The sequence below is a fragment of the Aurantibacter sp. genome (assembly GCF_042094015.1).
GTDB lineage: Bacteria > Bacteroidota > Bacteroidia > Flavobacteriales > Flavobacteriaceae > Aurantibacter.
In genome coordinates this window covers 14,178-35,171 of sequence record NZ_JBELDZ010000013.1, presented here as the reverse complement: position 1 = coordinate 35,171, position 20,994 = coordinate 14,178, and the positions used below count along the sequence as shown (strand labels likewise).

The 20,994-nt window shown below is 30.4% G+C and carries 17 protein-coding genes; all 17 read right to left on the bottom strand.

The features are described from left to right. Positions 1-45: 45 nt before the first annotated feature. Positions 46-1,287 carry an ABC transporter permease gene (locus tag ACFDSN_RS03480; protein WP_375238438.1) on the bottom strand — a complete coding sequence of 414 codons (1,242 nt, stop codon included), beginning with the start codon at positions 1,285-1,287 and terminating at the stop codon, positions 46-48. 2 nt (positions 1,288-1,289) lie between these two features. Further along, entirely contained in the window at positions 1,290-2,519 is a 1,230-nt protein-coding gene (locus ACFDSN_RS03475; RefSeq protein ID WP_375238437.1) for an ABC transporter permease, read from the bottom strand. Then, positions 2,512-3,213 (bottom strand): ABC transporter ATP-binding protein, encoded by a 702-nt coding sequence (locus tag ACFDSN_RS03470; protein WP_375238436.1) that lies wholly within the window; start codon positions 3,211-3,213, stop codon positions 2,512-2,514. The genes ACFDSN_RS03475 and ACFDSN_RS03470 overlap by 8 nt, the downstream gene beginning before the upstream one ends. A gap of 100 nt (positions 3,214-3,313) precedes the next feature. Further along, the gene (locus ACFDSN_RS03465; protein WP_375238435.1) at positions 3,314-3,532 is read right to left on the bottom strand and encodes a hypothetical protein; all 219 of its coding nucleotides are present in this window, start codon (positions 3,530-3,532) and stop codon (positions 3,314-3,316) included. 56 nt (positions 3,533-3,588) lie between these two features. Then, positions 3,589-4,128, bottom strand: coding sequence for a DUF420 domain-containing protein (locus ACFDSN_RS03460; protein ID WP_375238434.1), 540 nt, complete (start codon positions 4,126-4,128; stop codon positions 3,589-3,591). 78 nt (positions 4,129-4,206) lie between these two features. Continuing rightward, positions 4,207-4,953 (bottom strand): SCO family protein, encoded by a 747-nt coding sequence (locus ACFDSN_RS03455; protein WP_375238433.1) that lies wholly within the window; start codon positions 4,951-4,953, stop codon positions 4,207-4,209. 2 nt (positions 4,954-4,955) lie between these two features. Then, on the bottom strand, positions 4,956-5,666 hold the full coding sequence (locus ACFDSN_RS03450; protein WP_375238432.1) for a hypothetical protein: 711 nt from the start codon (positions 5,664-5,666) through the stop codon (positions 4,956-4,958). Positions 5,667-5,748: 82 nt separating this feature from the next. Next, positions 5,749-6,129, bottom strand: coding sequence for a cytochrome C oxidase subunit IV family protein (locus ACFDSN_RS03445; RefSeq protein ID WP_375238431.1), 381 nt, complete (start codon positions 6,127-6,129; stop codon positions 5,749-5,751). Positions 6,130-6,183: 54 nt separating this feature from the next. Continuing rightward, positions 6,184-7,179, bottom strand: coding sequence for a cytochrome c oxidase subunit 3 (locus ACFDSN_RS03440; protein ID WP_375238430.1), 996 nt, complete (start codon positions 7,177-7,179; stop codon positions 6,184-6,186). Between the two features lie 138 nt (positions 7,180-7,317). Beyond that, positions 7,318-7,899, bottom strand: a complete 582-nt coding sequence (locus ACFDSN_RS03435; protein WP_375238429.1) for a heme-copper oxidase subunit III — start codon at positions 7,897-7,899, stop codon at positions 7,318-7,320. A 2-nt stretch (positions 7,900-7,901) separates the two neighbouring features. Then, positions 7,902-8,795, bottom strand: a complete 894-nt coding sequence (cyoE, locus tag ACFDSN_RS03430; RefSeq protein WP_375238428.1) for a heme o synthase — start codon at positions 8,793-8,795, stop codon at positions 7,902-7,904. 112 nt (positions 8,796-8,907) lie between these two features. Then, on the bottom strand, positions 8,908-11,037 hold the full coding sequence (locus tag ACFDSN_RS03425) for a gliding motility protein RemB (protein ID WP_375238427.1): 2,130 nt from the start codon (positions 11,035-11,037) through the stop codon (positions 8,908-8,910). 111 nt (positions 11,038-11,148) lie between these two features. Beyond that, complete coding sequence (locus ACFDSN_RS03420; protein ID WP_375238426.1) at positions 11,149-11,949, bottom strand: energy transducer TonB; 801 nt, start codon at positions 11,947-11,949, stop codon at positions 11,149-11,151. Positions 11,950-12,162: 213 nt separating this feature from the next. Beyond that, the gene (locus ACFDSN_RS03415) at positions 12,163-12,882 is read right to left on the bottom strand and encodes an energy transducer TonB (RefSeq protein ID WP_375238425.1); all 720 of its coding nucleotides are present in this window, start codon (positions 12,880-12,882) and stop codon (positions 12,163-12,165) included. 71 nt (positions 12,883-12,953) lie between these two features. Continuing rightward, positions 12,954-13,337 (bottom strand): VanZ family protein, encoded by a 384-nt coding sequence (locus ACFDSN_RS03410; RefSeq protein WP_375238424.1) that lies wholly within the window; start codon positions 13,335-13,337, stop codon positions 12,954-12,956. After that, positions 13,309-13,689 carry a glycine cleavage system protein GcvH gene (gene gcvH / locus ACFDSN_RS03405; protein WP_375238423.1) on the bottom strand — a complete coding sequence of 127 codons (381 nt, stop codon included), beginning with the start codon at positions 13,687-13,689 and terminating at the stop codon, positions 13,309-13,311. Before gcvH ends, ACFDSN_RS03410 begins: the two co-directional genes overlap by 29 nt. 65 nt (positions 13,690-13,754) lie before the next feature. Next, positions 13,755-20,993, bottom strand: coding sequence for a cell surface protein SprA (gene sprA / locus ACFDSN_RS03400; protein ID WP_375238422.1), 7,239 nt, complete (start codon positions 20,991-20,993; stop codon positions 13,755-13,757). Between the last annotated feature and the right edge of the window lies 1 nt (position 20,994).

Sequence of the window (20,994 nt, the reverse complement as noted above, 5' to 3'; positions counted from 1 at the left end):
GTATTTATTTTTGGTTGTTCTATTCTATTTATTGATTTTTTATCTTTATTCTTCTCTTAAAGCTTCTATTGGTTTTATACTTGTAGCTTTAAATGCAGGAATTAATCCAATTAAACTACCTAAAACAACTAATATAATTAAGGCTACAAAAACCACAGCAATGGAAACTGATGCATTTACTAATACCGCATCTGACCCTTGACCAAAAGCTGAATCTATTGCTATTAAGATCCAACCACCAGTTATTATACCTAATAAACCAGCTAATAAGGTTAAAAAAACCGCTTCAACAATAATTTGTCTTTTAATTTCAAATGGAGTAGCACCTAAAGCCCTACGAACACCTATTTCTTTAGTTCGCTCTTTAACGGTAATTAATAAAATATTTCCAATTGCAAATACTCCAGCTATTAAAGTGGCTATACCTACAAACCAAGTTAAAAACTGCATTCCAGTTAAAAAACCAGTTATTTTAGCAAATTCTTTCCCTAAATTAAAGCTTCCAAAAGCACGTTTATCTTCAGGATGTACTTTATTCAAATTCTTTAATAATAATTTTGCATCTTCTTCTACTTGTTTAATATCTGCTTCAGGTTTCCCTGTTAGCATCATCCAACCAATTCTTTCTCCTTGATTATATATTTGTTGAAATGTAGTAAACGGAATATGTAAATCACTAGTTGGACCCATATTTTGATTTCCGTTTTTAAACATTCCAATAACTCTAAAATTAATACTATTAATTTGAATATATTCTCCGATTACATCTGCATCTTTTTCAAATAATTGTAAATAAATATCTTCTGATATTACAGCTACTTTCTTATTATCATCTATATCAGATTGATTTAAAAATCTCCCGTGAATTAATTTCTTTTTTTGTACCTTATCTAACAATGGATAATCTCCATTTACAGAAAAGGTACCAGATTGAAAATTTCTCACCACTAAACTAGAGTTTTGATTTCTTGGAACTACAAACTCTATTCCTTCAACATTTTCTTCAATTTTTTTAGCATCTGTTAATGTAAGGTTTACCATTCTACCTTCTTGAAAACCTTTAAATGGTTTGCTTGTAGATTGTCCCCAAACAAAAACACTATTAGTAGCAAAATCTCCAAATAACCTGTTAAACGAATTTTCTAGACCTCTTGCTGCTCCTAAAAGACCGATCAGTAATAAAATCCCCCACCAAACACCAATCATAGTCAGTATTGATCTAAGCTTATTTTTAGTTAAACTATCATAAACTTCTTGCCATGTATCTCTTTCAAATAAAAACATCATAATTAATCGTCTCTTAGTGCTACAATAGGTTTTATCTGTGAGGCCTTTTTCGCAGGTAAATAACCAGCAATTGTTCCTGCTATAATTAACGTAATAGTTGCAGAAATAACCAATGTAGTACTCACGCCTGGATCCTTAATAAAATATTCTTTTAAAACTGGTGTAACCAATTCCAAAACTCCAACACCTAACAATAAGCCTATATAACCAGCAATTGTAGTAATAATTATAGACTCAATTAGTATCAAAGACACAATAGATTTTGGTGAAGCACCTAAAGCCTTACGAACTCCAATCTCTTTGGTACGTTCTTTAACAATAAAAATCATTATATTACTAATACCAACTACTCCAGCAATTAAAGTTCCGAAGCCAATAATAACTATTATAACACCTAAAGCACCAGTCATTTGATTAACTTGTTGAGATTCGTTTGCTAAATTTCTAACACGAATAGCACGTTGATCTATTGGAGAAACACTAAATCTATCTTTTAATTTCTCTGTTAATGATCTTGAAAACCCTAGAGCTTGATCAAAATCCAACTCAGGATTATAGGTTAGATTAATTTGATCCACATAATCGTTATTACCATAAATCTGTTGAGCAGTTGTTAATGGCATATAAATCATACGTTCTTCATTATCACCTCCATCATCTTCAAAAATTCCTACTACTTTATATTGTATTCCATTTAGATTTATATACTTTCCTAATGGGGTAGTTTTTAGAAACAAATCTTCATCGACTAAACGACCTATAACGACTACTTTTGTTTTATTAATAATATCTGATTGATTAATATACCTACCAGTTACTACATTTGTTTTTTCTAAAAACTGATGATCTGGATTTACCGCTCTTAATTGGTAATTATTTTGTTCATTTTTGAATGAAGCGCTTACATTTTTATATATTCTAGATGTAATGTATTGTACCTTATTACCATATTCATCTAAAATAAAATCTTGGTCTTCGTTTTTAAGCTGAATCTTTCTACCTGCTTGTAAGCCTTTATGAGCTTTAGTGGTAAAGCCTGTATAAACAAAGATAGAATTAGTCGCGTCGTCTACAAATGCTTCTGCAAATGTATTTTTCAAACCATTTGCAATTCCAAAAAGTATAACAAATAAAAGTATGGCAAATGCTACCGTAAAACCAGACAACAAGCTTCTAGTTCTATTTTTATTTATACTCTGAAATATTTCTCGCCATAGATCTATATCAAACATATTGAGAGGCTCTTACTTGGGTTACAAATTTATCTTCCATAATAACACCATCTTTTAACCTAACAATACGCTTACACATACTAGCGATATCTTCTTCATGTGTTACCATAAGTATGGTTTTCCCTTCATCGTTCAGAGATTGAATAAACTCCATAATTTCATGAGAGGTTTTTGTATCTAATGCTCCAGTTGGCTCATCTGCCAATAATAACTTAGGGTTTGCTGCTAATGCTCTTGCAATGGCCACACGTTGTTTTTGTCCACCAGATAATTCATTTGGCAAATGCTTAGCCCAATCTGCTAAACCTACTTTCCCTAAATGAAACATTGCTTTTTCTATTCTCTCTTTTCTCTTTAAACCTTGATAATACAATGGAAGTGCAACATTTTCTACTGCATTTTTATAATTTATCAAATTAAAAGATTGAAAAATAAATCCTAGAAATTTATTTCTATAAATAGCTGCCTTTTTTTCGGTTAGATTAACTATTGGGACGTTATCTAAAACATATTCGCCTTCATCAGCTTCATCTAACATACCAATAATATTTAATAGTGTAGATTTACCTGACCCAGAAGACCCCATAATGGCAACCATTTCTCCACTTTCAACAGAAAGATCAATCCCTTTTAATACATGAAGACTAGAATCTCCAATTGGATAAGACTTGTGAAGCTTACTTATTTTTAGCATAATTAGTGGTTTTTAGCATTGATTTTTTACTATCAATACCAATTAGACTACAAAGGACTAAATTTGTTACAGTCTTTTTACCAAAAATTTGTTAAAAAATTTAATTAGACTTCTTATTATACTTTTTGTACATAAAATAAGCAAATCCAAAAAATAACACATAAGGTATTATCATTAAATAAACAATACCATCGTTTATTCCCTTTGCGGTAGACTGTCCCTCTTCGCTTTCTAGTACAGCTCTACACATAGCGCATTGCGCACTACTTTTAAGAGTAAAAAGTAAAACTGTAACAAAAAGTATTAATTTATTATTCATAAGACATAGTTCTAGAATGCACCCGAATAGACATTAAAAAAATAGAATTTCTAGTTTTACACGTAATAAGGTGAAATCATTATATAAACCACAACTCCTGTAATAGCAACATACAACCATAAAGGAAATGTTATTTTTGCTATTTTTTTATGACCTTCTATGTTATTAGTTATTCCACGAACAAATGTGATTAACACGAATGGAATAACTGCTATTGACAAAACAATATGTGTAATTAAAATAAAGTAATACACATATTTAATTAATCCTTCTCCCAAAAACTTAGTAGAATCACTTGTCATGTGATAAGCGATATACATTAATAAAAAAGAAATAGACAACGCTATAGCGACTTTAACTAAGCGCTCATGTAAAACTCTATTACCTTTTTTTATTGCCATTACAGCTAAAACTAAAATTATAGCTGTTAAACCATTTACGGTTGCGTAAATTGGCGGCAAAAAAGTTAGTGGTACAACATCAAAACCTAAATCTTTAAGATTAACTCTAAATAGCAGTGCTACTGCTAATGGTATAATAACTGAAAGTGCTACAATCCATTTATTATATTTTTGTTCGTTTTTTATGTTTTCCATTATTAAGTTTTTAATAGTTATTAAACTTTCCTAAATTTTATTAAAAGGTTTAGACTGCGTAAACCAGACATCAATTATTTATTCTTTTAGTAAACTTTTTATATCCTCAACAAGCATTGTTATTTCTTGCTCGTTTCCGTCTTCGTCTATTTTTTCTTGTTCTGATATTATCCCTTTATAAAATATTTTAGGATTACCAAAATTGTCTTTTCGAGACCTTAAATAACCTTGTTTATCTACTAAAGCAAAATCTCCTGAATGTTCAAAATTTTCTGTATCTACAAAAATATTAAACCCTACATTAGACAAATCATAAACTTCGTATTTAGATTTCCCGGTTAACATATGCCAATTAGGATTTTCTACTCCATAGTTGTCTGCATAGGTTTTTAAAACTTCTGGCGTATCTGTTTCTGGCATTATAGAAAAAGACGCAACTCCAAAATCTTTAAACTCGTTTAAATCTTTTAATTTATCTTGAATAGAAACTAGGTTACGATTCATCCTTGGGCAAATTGTAGGACACGTAGTAAAGAAAAATTCTACAATATAAACTTTACCTAAATAATCTTTATTAGTTATCGTCTTACCATTTTGATCTATAAAACTAAATTCTGGAACTTTTTTACGATTACCATTTATTACTAAATACTCTAAATCTGAAGCTACTTTAGTAAACGTTTCTTTAGAGACATCGAAACTTCTAGAGCCATCTCTAGTAACGTCTTTGTTTTTTATACGATCTACAATTTTAGGGACAAAAATAATTCCAAAAAGCAAAATAATAAACGCTATACCAATGTAAGAATAGTTAGATTTTTTCATAATTAATTCGCTTTTAAATCGTCTGCTCTTCGTGTTGTTGAATTAAACTCTCCTTTACGTTTTTGTCTATATTCTGTAAAAATAACTCTAACATCTTCGCTCATTTTATTTTTAAGCACAGCAACTTCAGACATATTATAAGATGTTAATGGATAAACCTGAGCTTCTTTTTTTATTTCAACTTTAGATCTATCATCTAATCTACCACGTTGATTTAACTCTTTATCAATAACATAAACTTCGCTCACAAAACCTTCAAAATTTAAATATTTAGAAGTTCTCAATGTACTAAATAACTTATTTATATCTTCTTGAGATGCATAAACAAACTTCCAGTACTCTAAAGGTTTGTACTTAGTTAATTCTTTACGTAAGCGTTCTGCTTTTTCTTTTGCTTCAACTGGAACTAACGTTACAATTTGAAACTTTTTAAAACCTGTAAATTTATCGTAAACTAACTCTTTAAGATTAGAGGCTTCAGTAATATAATTTTCGGGATTATTACCAATAAAATTTAAAACGGTAATATTATCTTTTAACTGAACTGAGTCATCTTTATTTGAAAGTAAATTTGTTACATCTAAAACATCTGTCTTTACAATCTCCAGAGGTATATAATTATGTTTTGCCGGATATAAAAACAATAAAAAAGTGACAGGAAGAAAGAATAAAATTCCTAAAACAAGATTACGTTTAATAGTTTTTTTTTGCATAGTACAAAAATAAAAAAGGTGGCTTAATTAAACCACCTTTTTAACTCTAATTTTTACACCTAAGTATAAGTATATTTTTTATTTAAAAATCTCTCTTAATAAAACCGTCTTGATAAACATTAAAAACATATCCACCTTCTTGTAATAATATGAATATTAAGTAACAGATTAAGAAAATCCCTGTCCAAACAACTGCACGTCTTAATCCAACAGTTTCATCACGCATATGCATAAAATCCCAAGTAATGTAGTAAGCTTTTACTAATGTTAAGATAATAAATATCCAATTTAAACCTTTCATCCCTAAAATTTGACCTTCTAAAGATTCTGGCTTGTAAATACCTAAAACAACTTCTACTGCTGTAATTAAAGATAAGAAGATTAATACACCCCAAATTTTTTGAGTGTTAGATTTGAATTTCAATAATCCTCTAAATATTGCTAATTTATGTTCGTGTGCCATTTTATATGCTTTTTAGATTCCGACATTAATAATCGAAATGAAAATAATTTTTAATTATACTAAGTAGAAGAATGTAAATACAAATACCCAAACTAAATCTACAAAGTGCCAGTAAAGACCAACTTTTTCAACCATTTCGTAACTCTTACGTCTTTCATAAGTTCCAATAACAACATTAAAGAAAATAATGATATTAATTATAATTCCAGAAAAAACGTGAAATCCGTGAAAACCAGTAATAAAGAAAAAGAAATCTCCAAATAAAGGCGAACCATATTCATTAACTTCCAAATTAGCACCGTGAACAGTACGAACTCCATTTTTAGTTATGGTTTCTACAGAAGCCTCGCGAGATAAAACTAGTTTTTTACCATCTTTTATTTCTTGAGTACGAACGTAAACATTTGGATGAGATTTTATTCCCTCAACAACATCAGACATTTGAAATTCTGGTAAAGATCCTTCGCCAACAAACCAAAGTCCATTTTTATTTTCGTGTTGTACACGTTCTGTAGCAGCTGCAGTAGTAAAATCTGAAATAGCTATACGCTTAAAATCTTTTTTACCATCAACTTCTACTTCTTCAACAAACTGTAAGATATTTCCACCTTTAGTTTGTATAGCTCCATATTCTCCTTTTATAAATGTTGCCCATTCCCAACCTTGAGAACCAACAAATATAATCCCACCAATAATGGTTAAGAACATATAAACAGCAACTTTTTGTTGTTTTAAGTGATGTCCTGCATCTACTGCTAATACCATAGTTACAGAAGACATAATTAATACAAACGTCATAAACGCAACATAAATCATTGGGAAATTCCCATGAAAGAATGGTATGTGCGTAAACACCTCATCGGCTATTGGCCATTCTTTAATAAATTTAAATCTTGAAAATCCGTAAGCGGCTAAAAAGCCTGAAAACGTTAAAGCATCAGAAAGAATGAAAAACCACATCATCATTTTACCATAACTAGCTCTTAGAGGTTCATTTCCTCCAGACCAAGTCTTCCCTTCTGTTCCAGCAGTTGCAACTGTAGTACTCATATATCGTTAATTGGTTCGTGAATATTTAACAAAAATAATCATTTTATTTTTCAAAAGAAACATAGAATCGTAATTTTTAAAATTGTGTTAAAAACTACGCGTAATTAAAGGTATATCTCAATTTTTAAGCGGTAGCTATTAAGCCATAAAATATAAAAACAAAAATAGGTAAACCCAAAGTATATCTACAAAATGCCAAAAAATAGCAGCGACTTCAAAGCCAGTCATTTCATCTGCCGTATACTTTTGTTTAAAATGATTATAAATTACAACTAACAAACAAATTAATCCTGCTACAACGTGTGCAATATGCACCATAGCTATTAAATAGATATAAGACATTGTAACATTACTAGTTGGACCAGTAAAGTTATAACCCATCTCAATAATTTCAGAGAATCCGTTAAATTGATTTATTACAAAGTAAATTCCCAAAGCAAAAGTAAGTAACAACATAGTGGTTGTTAAATTTTTATTGCCTTGTTTTAATCCTTGTCTTGCTACAAATAATGTAATACTACTTGCTAAAATTACAAATACACTAATTATAAAAGCTGTTGGCATTTTAAAATCTACTAACCAATCTGGTCTAGAACTACTTACTATAAAAGCACTTGTTAATCCTCCAAAAGACATAATTAAAGATGCTATACCAAAGTACATCATCATTTTTTTTGATCTATTTGTTTTCTCTTGTAATGTTCCTTCTGTTAAATCCATGATTATCTTATAAATTTATCTAAAACGTAAACAATTTGTATTAATGAAATATAAATAACACTTGCTAACATTAATTGTCTAGCTGCTTTAACACTTCGCTCTTTAAATAATCTTAAAGCGTAATACAACATAACTAATCCTAGTAAAAAGACAATTATTGCAGCTATTATAGTTAACTTAAGTTCTCCTGTAACTCCAAACACAGGGACAATAGAAACTAAAATAGTCCAAATTGTATACATTATAACTTGCACCGCAGTACCTTTATCTTGTTTTCCTGTTGGCAACATAAAAAAGCCGCCACGTTTATAATCTTCAAATAAAAACCAACCTATTGCCCAAAAATGTGGGAATTGCCAAAAAAATTGCAAAGCAAATAAAGTACCTGGCTCAATACCAAAATTATCTGTAGCCGCAACCCAACCTAACATAAATGGAATTGCGCCCGGAATTGCACCTACAAAAACAGCCAAAGGTGTTTTTGTTTTTAATGGCGTATATGCACAAGTATATAAAAAGATTGAAATTGCACCAAATAAGGCTGTTTGCTTATTTATATTATAAAGAATTATTAAACCTAATAAAGTAAAAACTGTAGCAATTACAAATGCAGATGTAACCGACATTCTTCCCGCAGGAATTGGTCGATTTTTTGTACGATTCATTAACGCGTCTAAATCTTTTTCTATAATTTGATTAAATGCATTACTTGCTCCAACCATAAAATAGCCTCCTAAACTTAATAACAAAACCGTAGTCCAATTAATTGCTTCTGCACCTAAAAAATATCCTGCTACAGATGAAAAAACAACACTTAATGCTAAACGCATTTTAGTGATTTCTTTAAAATCTGAAATAATTGAAGGTTTCACTTCTTTTAAAACGTTAGTATTCAAAATATAGGTTTGTTTTTTGCTGGTGCAAAGATACGCCTTAATAGGAATTTGACATAAAAAAACCACAATTTTTAAAATTGTGGTTTTTTATTAAAACTTTTCTAGATAGTTTCTAAAAATCAGAATACCAATTAAACAAGTCAGCTCTAACTCCAAAATTAAACCAAACTGTACTATTATTAAACGCAGATAATGTTTCTGATTCTGGATTAAAATTTCTGTAATTTACGTTTACAAATGCTTTTAAATTAGACGCAGGATTTACCAAATAGCCTATTTGAGCACTCGCATTAATTGTGGTTGTTTTTATCCCTTGACCTATTTCTACTCCAGAATCAAAAGGTCTATCGTCATAATCTTGGTATACGTTTCCTCCATAACTAAAGTTATCTGTTCCGTTATTGTAATCTAATCCTCTAATTCCCCCAACTAACTTTGCTTCACCTAGCCAACGCTTATAATTATAACGTGCTATTAGGATAGCTTCTCTAAAATTTGCTCCCCATAAATGTGCCATTGGCTGATTGTTATGTGCATAATTTAAAACAACTGTATTATGAGAATATGTGTATGGTCTTACTTGATTATATTCAAACTGAAGCATTAAATCTTTTACTTTAAAAGCATTATAATACTTTACTCCTAATTGATAACCAAATTTATTTTTCCAACTTTTGTTTCCTGCTTTTATATCATTTAAAGAAAATTCATCTAAAACAAATTGAGAATAGATATTTATATTATCGTTTATTTTATACTTAGCAGATGCTCCAACAATAGCATTTCCAGCATCTTGTCCTGTCTCAAACTCTATAGCTCTGTAAAAAATTACTGGATTTAAATAATTAACATCAAAACCTCTATCGTTAGTATTTGCCCAAATAACAGATTCAAACAAACCAACATTTAAGCGCTTATTTACATTCCAACTTAAATAATGATTAGCAATATATTTAGTTAAAAATGCACCATCTTCAGTAACTTCTGGCCTTACATCTCTTAACCAAGTCCATGTGTTAGTGTATTGAATATTCCAGAACTTTGTATTCAGTTTTAAATATGGATGTGGACTTGCTACATCACTTTGAAATAAACTTCTATATCCATCTCCAATAAAATTCTTCCCATGTCCAAATTGCACATTTAAAAATTTAGCAGGAGAATAAGACAAATAACCTTCGGCAACAGGATAATCGTAAGCATCTGTTTTAAATCGTTTTGCAATTCCACGACCAGGAATTATAGCTGGATCTGGACCAAAGGCCTTTAAACTTTCCGCATACTGATTAAAGTATTGCGCAAAACGACCTTGACTTTCAAAAACAGAAGCCGAAAAACTAAATTTCTTTCCTAATCCACCTTGAATATATACTCCTCTAGTGTTATTATATGTGTATGAAAAATCCGCATCTGTATCTTTTCCTACCTGTAAATCTAAAACAGGATCTACCGTAAACCAATAATCTGGACCTTGTAATTGTACTAAATGCTCATTCCAAAGTTTACGACCACTCCATGTGTTTGTGCTTTTTTTAAGCGAATCATTTAAAACATTAAAGTCATAATAATCAGCAACCATTTCATATCTATAGGGTTTTGCGGCCGTATGATTGTTTGTTCCTATTAAATTTAATGACCTATCAAATCTTGAATAATTTTCGTGACTAAATGGGATATTAATCTGACTCTTATAAGCATTTCCTTTATATGGTTTAGTTGCTTTTTTAACACTATCAAATTCTTGCTTTGCTTTTTGCTCTAAAACAGTCAACTCATTTATTTTTTTCTCTTTCTGTTGTTCTTCTGAAAGATTATCTACAACATTTACAGGTTGTGATTGATCTTGAAGTGGAATCAATAATTTTATTGAAAATTGTTTGTATGATGCATTTCCGTTATAAGTAGCTGGCTCAATTTTTGGAAATTCTGAAAACACACGTTTTGCTTCATCTTTCAAACTTGTATAAGCTGCATCTACATAAACCACATTAAAAGCTCCTTCTTTATCAACCTCAAACATAATATGTACAGAACCTTTATAATTTAAATCTGTAATCTCTTGAGGTATTTTAAATGTTGTAAATAATGTATTATAAATTTTATTATTAAAACATAGCTTTAACGCTTGGTCTGTTTCATTTTTACATTCTTCAAACTTTGGGTAGATTTCATAGTATGAATCGTTCTGACCAATTAGAACCGTAGAGAATACAAAAAATAATATATATAAATGCTGCTTCATATTGTTTTTAATTAAAGTAGAAATATAAGACTTTTTAAGAACTCCAAATATAAAACTAAAAAAGCTGTTACTATAGTAACAGCTTGAATATTCCTAAGCAATTTAAATTAATTATTGTACATCAAATATAATTGGCAAAGTATACAAAACAGCTACAGGTTTGCCGTTTTGACTTCCTGGTTTCATTTTAGGGATTTTTGATGTAATTCTTGCTGCCTCATTTTCTAATGCAATATGCGGTGCTCTTGAGTTAACTAATTGGATTTCCCCGTTCTTCTTTATTTTAAATTGAACATATATTTTTTGTCGTCCTTCTAAACCTTCATCAGCTGCAATATCTGTATCAAACTTTCTTTGAACTAATTTCGTTAATTTATCCGACATACATTTAACGCGTTGCTTATTATTACTTGCTTTTTCACATCCAGGATATACTGGTACATTTTCAACAAAAGCAACAGGAATAACAACAGGTTGCTCTACAGGTGGAATATCTAAATCGTTTGGGTCTAATGACTTTACTTTTGTTCCTTTATTAACAACCTTAACAAGCACATCAACAATATTATCTGTTTCAGGTTTATCTTGATCGTCATTTTCAATAATTTCAGGATCTATTAAAACTGTTGGATTAGCTTTTTTAGGCTCATTCATAGCCACGTCTTTAATAACAGTAAACTTAGTTGGCACATACATTGTGTCATCATCATCATCACAATCTTGTATTAGTGCTACAGTTGGTATATTGTACTGCTCAAAATTATGCTCTAAAGCAATATAAGCTCCTAATAAGCATACAATTAAACCTATTTGAAAGTACAATGTTGAGTTTTGTTGTAAATTAGCATCATGCTTACCTGATTTCTCTGAAACAGTTGATTGACTGTTTTGATCATTTTTTTGATTTTTCATGTGTTTATAGTTTTATCTTAAACACTAAAAATTAAAAGAGCAATTTACAATTAAGCGTTTGGCTTAGGAATTAAACATTAATTGGTATTTGCTAGATCTCATAATTTTTTAATGTTTAAAAGGTTAATGTGATGAAGAAATATCAAGAAGCATACCAAAAAAAATCCCGTTACACATTGTAACGGGATTTTATATTTTATACTAAAGCTTTTATTACTCAACTTGAAATCTAATAGGAAATCCAAAAGGTACTTTAACTGCTTTACCTCTTTGTTTTCCTGGTTGCATTTTTGGTAAAAGCGCAACAACTCTTTGTGCTTCTTTCTCTAAAGCTGGATGTGGTGCTCTAGCTCTAACATTAATAACATTACCTGTTTTATCAACAACAAAACCAATAGAGATTTTCATTACACCTTCTAAACTATTATCAGCTGCAATATCTGTGTTGAATTTTTTTGAAACAAATTTTTGTATTTTATCAGACATACACTTTCTACGTGCATCATTGTTTTTTTCTCTTTCGCAACCTGGAAAAACTGGTACATTTTCAATAATTGCAAAAGGAACAGAAATATCTTCTTCTACTTCCTCAACTTCAACATCTTCAACTTCAGCAATCACTTCGTCTTGAGTTGTCTCTGTTGATTCAATTACAGTTTCCTCAACCTCTTCTTCATCTTCTACTACCTCAATAACTTCTGGAGCTGCTGGCGGTGGCGGTGGCGGTGGCGGTGTATTTAATATTTCAGTAATTGGAATTTCCTCGTCATCTAAATCTCCAAGATCAAGTAGTCCAATGTCTACAGCTTCTTTATCAAAAGTTTTATAGTTAATACTAAAATAAGATAGTGCTAACATTAATGCTAAACCTACCGCTAAGTATAAAGAACTATTACGTCCTATGTTTGCATTTGGATTTTTTTTAGGTTCCATAATTATAAATGTTTTTAACCGAATGCTAAAATAACCATTATTTTGTCAAAAAAACAAGGTTAATGAAACATTTATCGATCTTTAAATATTAAATTTAACATAAACACTGCTAAAATTGTACCAAAAGTATTTGCTACAACATCAAAAACATCTGCTTGTCTATTATTTGTTAATTGCTCCTGTAAAACCTCTATAATAATTCCAAATACTACAGATAGAATAAAAGTATTTATAGAACTCTTTTTCTTATTAAAATTAAAGAAGAATTTATATGATAAATACCAGAATAGACTGAAAACAAAATAAGCCAAAACGTGAAGTAACTTATCAGTTTGGCTTGGTAATTTTATAGATATTGGTTGTTCTTTTAAAGAAAAAAAAGTTAGTATAGCTGAATAAACTATACTAACAAATACTATTTTGCTTTTATGCGCCAATAAGTGCTTTATAATCATCTGCTGATAAAAGTTGATCTAATTGAGATGCATCTGAAAACTTAACTTTAACCATCCAACCATCTCCATAAGGATCTGTGTTAACTTTTTCTGGCTCATCTTCTAGAGATTCATTAAATTCTATAATTTCTCCAGACACAGGTAAAAACAAATCAGATACTGTTTTAACAGCTTCTACTGTTCCAAAAACCTCTTCTATTTCCAAAGTTTCATCAACAGTTTCAACTTCAACATATACAATATCTCCTAATTCGCTTTGCGCAAAATCTGTAATTCCTACAGTTAAGACATCTTCTTCTATTTTAATCCACTCGTGATCTTTAGTGTATTTTAATTCTGCTGGTATATTCATCTTTTTTTATTTAAATAATATTACAAATGTATTTAATCGATTTGTAATATTATAAGATTGGTGATTTAATTTCCAAAATTATATCTAATTGTAATTCCAGATCTAATTGTTGTTTGAGGAAATGCTGTTGATATAGCATATTCTGAAAATGTATAATCAAAATAAAAAATCCCTGTTAAGTTTTTACTAAAAGAATAATCGGCATTAAACCTTGCTCCCCATATAGTTTGACCATTTGTGATTTGATTATTATCAAAATCTAGATAACGAACTATTGTTTTATTATTTCTAACAGAAACATCTGCTTTTAGATTTAAATCACTTACAATTTTCTTTTTTGATCCTGCCATTTTTGATCGTATTGTTACATCTTTAATCCTATAACCTAGTCCTAAAGTGTACTCATTACCAGTAATTTCAGTCAGCAAATTATTATCAAAACTTAAAGATAACAACCTATCCTTTTTTAACTCTGCTAAAATTTTAATAGAATTTTTCATTTCAAAATCTACTCTAACTAAAGGTGTAAAAAGTTCGGCTATAGTAACATTTCCAAAAAGAGTTTCATTTGTAAAATTACCAGACTGATCTAAATCTTCAGCTGGTTGAGAATCATAATCTAAGGTGTAATCTACACCATCATAATTTAAGTTATTTCTAAACTGACTAATTGTGTAAGTCGATCTATATCCATGTGTTAGAGAAAATCTTTTAAAGTGTTTTTTAAACCATTTCAACTTCATTAACCCAGAATATTTAATATCCCAATTTGGCAATGGCACATCTTTAAAAGCTTTTAACTTTGTTTTTTCAGCATTCTGACCTGAATATGCGCTTGTAAAGGCCGGCAGCAATACTGCTTGACTATTTTTACCAAAACCTTTAGGATAACCTTCTGTATCTAAATTATTAGGATCAGAAATATCTATTCCTCTTTCTAAAGCTAAACGGTTAGCAATTATCAATCGATTAGACCTAAAATCATTAAATGCCTGAGAGCTTATTTCATCACTTTTCCCAAATGCAGTTGGTAATGTAAATACTGAAATAGAATAGTTTCCTGATATATTTGGTGTTAAAGATTGATATTCTAAAGAACCATCATTCTCTAAGTCTTTAACAATATAATTTTCAGAGAAGTTCTTAGCATAAATTCTACTACCAATAATGTCTATTTTGAAATCGTTAAAAGGTTCTAAGCTTGCTGAGACATCTAATTGTCTAGTTTGATTAACAGAGTATTGTTGGTTAAATTCTGGAAACTGAGTTAACCATCCATTTCTTGCTGCTAAATTCCTTACATCACTTTGTCCTCCAAAAGTATAACCTAATGTTGGTTTTAAAGTTCCTAAAAACCCTGGTGTATTTAAATATCCTGGTAAGTATGTACCATTATTTTGAGAATAATTTACTTGTATTCTTTTTATACTTGTCAGTAAACCTATTCCAAAATTACCTAGTTTAGATCCTTTTTTCTTTACTTTAGCTATAGGCTGCTTCGCATTTGATTCAGGGCTAGGAATTGCCATTGCTTTTGGTGTTGCTACGCTATTGTTCTTTGTAACTTTAGACTTTTTAATTCCTAGATATTTATACAACTTACTCATATCTAAAGAAGAATTAAGATTGTGAGTGCTTCCGTTAGAAATTGAATTTCCTAGATCGTAACTCTGTCCATCAGAAGCTGTAATATCACCAAATAAGTCTGACCCCTTTTGCCACTGAAATGTTCCTTGGTAGCTGTAAGTTGACTTTAAAAAGCTAAAAGTTGGAATTTTATGAATTGGAATTTCGTAATTAATCCCTAAGGTTTGAGATTTAAAATTTGGATCTCCAATATCTAACAAACCATCCCAAACCCCTAGCGATGGGTCTTGTTCTCCACTTATTAAGCCTTCTTTAAAATAATTTCTAACTATATTATTATTTGATGAAGTAAAGTTTAAACTTAGTGCTTGTGTTAAGTTCCAATTTATATTATATTGATAATCAAAAGTATAATTTCTTCTAAATAATTCTTCTAATTGAATATTTCCGGCTCCTAGCTCTAAGTCTCTAAATTTTTGACGATTGAATTGTCTATTAAAATCTGTATTTACTGAAATACTAGTAGGTACAGGATTAAAATTAAACTCCTTAAGAAGTCTCCAATATTTCCCTGTAAACAATGAATCTTTCTTCTTGAAAGGTTCTATAGACATAGGTTGAAAATTATATGCATAATTGACACCAGTTCTTAATTGTTTATCCTCTGAATTTTCAATCTCAAAATCCCTATGAATTTCTTTATTATATGAATAATTAAAAGTCAAATTTTCAACATCATAAAAACGAGGCTTAGCATCTCCTGTTCTATTCTTTTTAACACCAATAAAATTAACACTTTGCCTTTTAGTGAAATCCTCAGATTGTTCTCTAATCTGATCAGCTTCTTCAACTGTTTCAGCATTATCAATACGTGTTTGTAATGGAATATCTTTATATTGTTGATCGTATTCTGGTGTAATTAACTCTACACCTTGTCCATAATTAAAAGGCACTTGTATTCCCCATTTTTTTGGTAATAATTGACCTAAATTAATATTTGTAACTACATCATACTGCTTAATATCTTCTCGACTACGTTCGTTTGGCCCTTGGTCTATAGCTCCAAAACCAGCTGTACTCATCCTACCTGAAGCGCTTACATTTGCAAAATCGGCAAAATTAGTATCCATACTTAAAATAGCAGCCCAACCACCTTTATTATCCATATCAGCCAAACGCAATTCGTTAAACCAAGCTTCTCCACAAATATCTCCTGTAGTTCCATTTTTAACACCAACCATTAAATTTCTAACAGCTCCAAAGTTAGGATTACCTTTAATAGCTACACGATGCTGACCTAACACATAATTCTGAAACTCTGTACCTGTTATTGGAACTGGAACTCCATCAATAACATCATAAAATGTTGCGTTCAAACTCGTATTACCTATACTTAATGCTTTAATTTGTTCTAAGACACTTAATGTTAAGTTTATCTCATTTTGCAATGGCCAATAACCTTCTGCAGAAGTAACACCTTGGCTTACTTCTAAAGGTAATTCTATTTGGTAATAATTTTCTGTTAAGTCATTTCCTAAACGAATAAAACCAACCATTTCACCATCATTTAAAGGCGTAGATCCTTCAACAGAATTGGCATGCATAAACATACGCACCTTCTTATATTGGCGCATATCTACATCTAAATTCTTAAAAACACCTCTTGAATCTTCTGGTTCTAATCCACAAACATTAACAACTAAAGCTTGCTCATCTTGATCTATAATAGTATTATTATTATTTAATTGCTCTGGCACTACTCCTGGTGGCGATATATAATCTCCACTATTAATTTGATTACTTACAACTCCAATACTAAAATCTGTTCCATCATCTGTATTGTCTAAATCTCCATCTTGTAATGACAAATCAAATCTTCTCCAATCACTTCTTACTAAATCAAATGTACCAAAACGCATTGTAGTTTGTTCTGTGAAATTTGTCAATGCCAATCTAGCAAATCGAATAGATCTTAAGTCTGAGATACCGTTAATAGATTGCACATGTGTTCCTTCAATTGGTATTCTAAATTGATACCAATCAACATTAAGACTTGTTCCATTTGGAGTAGATCTTTGCGTTGTTTTTTCACTTACTATAAATTGGTTATAGGTAGGTAAATCTGAATCTAAAGTTGCTGGAGTAATATCTAATTTATACTCGAAATAACTATCAATAGTATTCATTGTATTATCTCTATTCACATCTTCAACATCTGGTTCTGCTGTAGAACCTCTATTAGTATCACTAAATGTATCTGGTGAATTTCCATCTACACCATTGTAATTCTGGTAACGTTCTAATACATTTCCTTCTGTATTTAAAAAATATGTGTAATTATCTGCAGATGGATCTTCAGCTGGAAAGCCTGATGGAAAAACTACTTGTTCTTCTTTATCATCATAACCATCAAAACCAACATCTTGATTTATTCTTTGTTCACCTGTTGAGTCAAACGCATAAATTAAAGATTGATTTTGCGGCACTACAGTTCCAAAATCAGTTTGCGGTAATAGGGAAACATTACCATCATCTGGTAAACCATTTTCAAACAATTTACGTCCATCTTTTAAAACATCTTCTGAAATATTCCCTAAATGGATTAACAACTCTCCTCCTGCATTAGTGTTTCCTTCTTGAAAAGGATCTTGTAACCAAAACTCAATATATTCTACATTTGATTGTTCAAAATCAGATGATGTTATTTGTCTTGTAATTCCAGCCCAACTATTATTTGGATTATCTAAAATACCGTCTTCTGCTCCTGGTTCAAAATTATAAGGACCACGTTTTTCAGGGTAATATGTTAAATCTAAAGTATTAACAACAGCTGTTTGTCCTTGTGCAACTTGCTGTGTTGTTATTTCATTTAAAAAAGCACGACTTGTATAAAATCCAGAAACATCTTCATCAGAAATACCACTTGGCCTATTTCCTGAATAAAAAATTTGGTCAATAGAATACCAATTTAATAAAGCTCTACCGTATCCATTTTCAATACCGCTATCATCAAATGCTGTCGTTCCATTTAGGTTTAAAGGTCTACTTGACAAATTCCAAGATAAAGGAGACTTTAAGTCTATTCCTGATTGAGAACCTTCAAAATCATCTATATAAGAAGTTATTTCTCCTTGAAAATCTGTTCCTTTTGGTGCTCCTGGCAATAAATATGCAAATTCTCCTCTTACTGATAGATTAGACGGTGCATCTGTATCTACATTAGGTAATTTATTAGCTAAACGTGTGAAAAACGGGACTTCTGTTGAGTAGTTTCCATTAAAACCAATAATTGTATTATTTATTGGCTCTGTATTATAATTTGCCTTTTGAGTTATTGGTCTTTCGTTTAGGTTTACATATGTAGCTCCTAATAAAAAATCTTTATTAAATTGATGCTCTATATTAAGTCCTGTAAATCGTTTTGTTTGTTGACCAAAAATCGAACTATTTTCTGTTGATATTTCTATTGGTGTATTAGATGCTTTTAAAGCTGGATCAATAATATTTACACGACCTAACTGATAGTTTACGGTATAATCTACTCCTTCGACCAAAACACGTCCGCCGGCTGTTACTTTTACAGAACCTTGTGGTATATTAAATCCTCCTATAGGTATTCCATCGCCTGCTTCAGCTTTATATTTACCCTTTAACAAAAACTTATTTTTCTCTGCTTGGTCTAACGCTTCGGTTTTTGTACTTGAGTATAGAATATCATAAACATACTTAGATTGATTGGCATTAAAAACTGCGTTATTATAATCGGATTCATTATTAAATTCGCCATCGTCATCTAAAATATCAAATAAATAACGCCCAAATGGTTCTGCTTTTGTAAACACAATTTTACCATTTTGGGTTATAACGGTTACACCTGGAACAAAATCAAAAAAACCATCTCCATTGTCTTGAGGATCATTATTAAAATTTAATCTGTCAAAATTAAATAATTTTAGAAGGGTTAACTCTTCTATAACAACATCATCTGACGTATTTCCTGGTGTATTATTTATATCGAAAAGTGGAAATGTAGTTCCTGAAACTGGCTTTATATAATTTAATGGTGAAGCTTCGTTGTAAAAAATATTTAGTCTAAAATCTTCTTGTGATAATTGATAAGCACCAGTATCGTATATGTTTTTCATCATTAAATCCCAAACACGTTGATCTGCATTTGTAATACTACTTTTTAGCATTTTAACGACTAATGCATTATTAGTTACGTTTGTTACTTCTCCATCTGTATTAGTCTCGACATCAGTAGCCGTAACTCCATCATTAGCAAATTCTCCTACTTGATAAACTGTTCCTCCAACTGTATACTGAAATGCAACAGCTAAAATTTCATCATTATTTAAACGTTGATTTAAAGATATATAACCTAACTGAGTATCTAAAATATAATCTTGATTTAGTGTTAATTGTCTTGCATTCTCTAGTTTTGAATAATCTGTACCTTCGTTAGCTGTGTAATTAAATCCATTGTCTGCGGTAGCAATCTCTCTTATATTATTATTAAGTTGAGAACCGGCTCCTCCAATATTTTCTGGATTTAATTGGTTGTTTGCATTGTTTGGATATGCTCCAGGTCCGTTGTTAGGGATTACATTAATGTTCTCTGTTTTGTCTGTTTCTCCTAAATCTTGTAATGCCACAAGATTTCTAACGTTTTCTACTTGATTAGCTCTATTAGTAACCCAAACTTCTGCTCTTGTAATTTGAACATTTGAATTAATAAATGGATAGTTCCCTAACGCTTCATCGTAATTATCTCTAAAGTATTGCGCTAAGAAAAAGTGTCTATTTTCATCGTAATCTCTTGCAAAAAACTCAAATTCATCCACAGTTCCTCCACCTTGAGCTGTTACTGATCTCGAATCTGATCGTTGCTCAGAGAATACTCCAGTAACTCTTGTTTTTCCAAATTGCAACTCTGCTTTTACCCCAAATAAACTTTGCGCTCCTGTTATTAAAGAGGTGTTTAGAGGCATGCTTACATTACCAACTTCTAATTTTTGGAGTATAGAGTCTTCTCCTCCTCCAAGTGTTGGGTTATATTCTAACTTAATTAAATTTTGAAAATCGAAAGTAGACTGCGTATCATAATTTGCATTTACCTGTAAACGTGTTCCTACTTTACCTAATAGACTTAAGCTTATACGTTGATCAAAATCAAACGTAAAATTACTCCTGTTTTGGGGTGAAAATGATGGATTATCTTGTTTTGTAAATAATATACCTAAATCGATTTCTACAGATCCTTGAGGAATAAACTCAATTTTATCGCCTCCGAAAATGGTCTCAAAAAGGCCAGATTTTACATAAAATTCTGGAAGTAAGTTTTTTTGTTTTTCTTTAGCTTCGTCAGTTTTACCTTCAAAAGTTTCAATTTTTTCTTTATAATAACTTTTTTGATTTTCTTTATCTACAAGTGCTTGAAATTCTTTTGGAGTTAATATTATTGGATAATTAATATTAAAGTCCCCCAAAGTTTCAGAATAAATATAACGATCTGTAGTTGGGTCATAAGTGTATTTTGTAATAATACTTTGTGGATTAGGCAAACTTAAATCACTAAAACTATATGTGGTTTTTACAGAATCTTGCTCGATTTCTGTAGTCTCTTGCGCATATAAACTAGAAATACTTAATAATACTAAAGCTAAGACACACCTTAATTTTAAACGTATATTTAAATGACCTTTTATTGACCTCAAA

What these genes read in the sequence shown, in the direction of transcription:
- ACFDSN_RS03455 (WP_375238433.1), bottom strand. Translation starts at nt 4,953, where the DNA reads ATGAAAAAATCTAACTATTCTTACATTGGTATAGCGTTTATTATTTTG.
- ACFDSN_RS03420 (WP_375238426.1), bottom strand. Translation starts at nt 11,949, where the DNA reads ATGAAAAATCAAAAAAATGATCAAAACAGTCAATCAACTGTTTCAGAG.
- ACFDSN_RS03445 (WP_375238431.1), bottom strand. Translation starts at nt 6,129, where the DNA reads ATGGCACACGAACATAAATTAGCAATATTTAGAGGATTATTGAAATTC.
- ACFDSN_RS03435 (WP_375238429.1), bottom strand. Translation starts at nt 7,899, where the DNA reads ATGGATTTAACAGAAGGAACATTACAAGAGAAAACAAATAGATCAAAA.
- ACFDSN_RS03440 (WP_375238430.1), bottom strand. Translation starts at nt 7,179, where the DNA reads ATGAGTACTACAGTTGCAACTGCTGGAACAGAAGGGAAGACTTGGTCT.
- gcvH (WP_375238423.1), bottom strand. Translation starts at nt 13,689, where the DNA reads ATGAATATACCAGCAGAATTAAAATACACTAAAGATCACGAGTGGATT.
- ACFDSN_RS03450 (WP_375238432.1), bottom strand. Translation starts at nt 5,666, where the DNA reads ATGCAAAAAAAAACTATTAAACGTAATCTTGTTTTAGGAATTTTATTC.
- ACFDSN_RS03470 (WP_375238436.1), bottom strand. Translation starts at nt 3,213, where the DNA reads ATGCTAAAAATAAGTAAGCTTCACAAGTCTTATCCAATTGGAGATTCT.
- ACFDSN_RS03425 (WP_375238427.1), bottom strand. Translation starts at nt 11,037, where the DNA reads ATGAAGCAGCATTTATATATATTATTTTTTGTATTCTCTACGGTTCTA.
- ACFDSN_RS03410 (WP_375238424.1), bottom strand. Translation starts at nt 13,337, where the DNA reads ATGATTATAAAGCACTTATTGGCGCATAAAAGCAAAATAGTATTTGTT.
- ACFDSN_RS03465 (WP_375238435.1), bottom strand. Translation starts at nt 3,532, where the DNA reads ATGAATAATAAATTAATACTTTTTGTTACAGTTTTACTTTTTACTCTT.
- ACFDSN_RS03460 (WP_375238434.1), bottom strand. Translation starts at nt 4,128, where the DNA reads ATGGAAAACATAAAAAACGAACAAAAATATAATAAATGGATTGTAGCA.
- ACFDSN_RS03475 (WP_375238437.1), bottom strand. Translation starts at nt 2,519, where the DNA reads ATGTTTGATATAGATCTATGGCGAGAAATATTTCAGAGTATAAATAAA.
- ACFDSN_RS03480 (WP_375238438.1), bottom strand. Translation starts at nt 1,287, where the DNA reads ATGATGTTTTTATTTGAAAGAGATACATGGCAAGAAGTTTATGATAGT.
- ACFDSN_RS03415 (WP_375238425.1), bottom strand. Translation starts at nt 12,882, where the DNA reads ATGGAACCTAAAAAAAATCCAAATGCAAACATAGGACGTAATAGTTCT.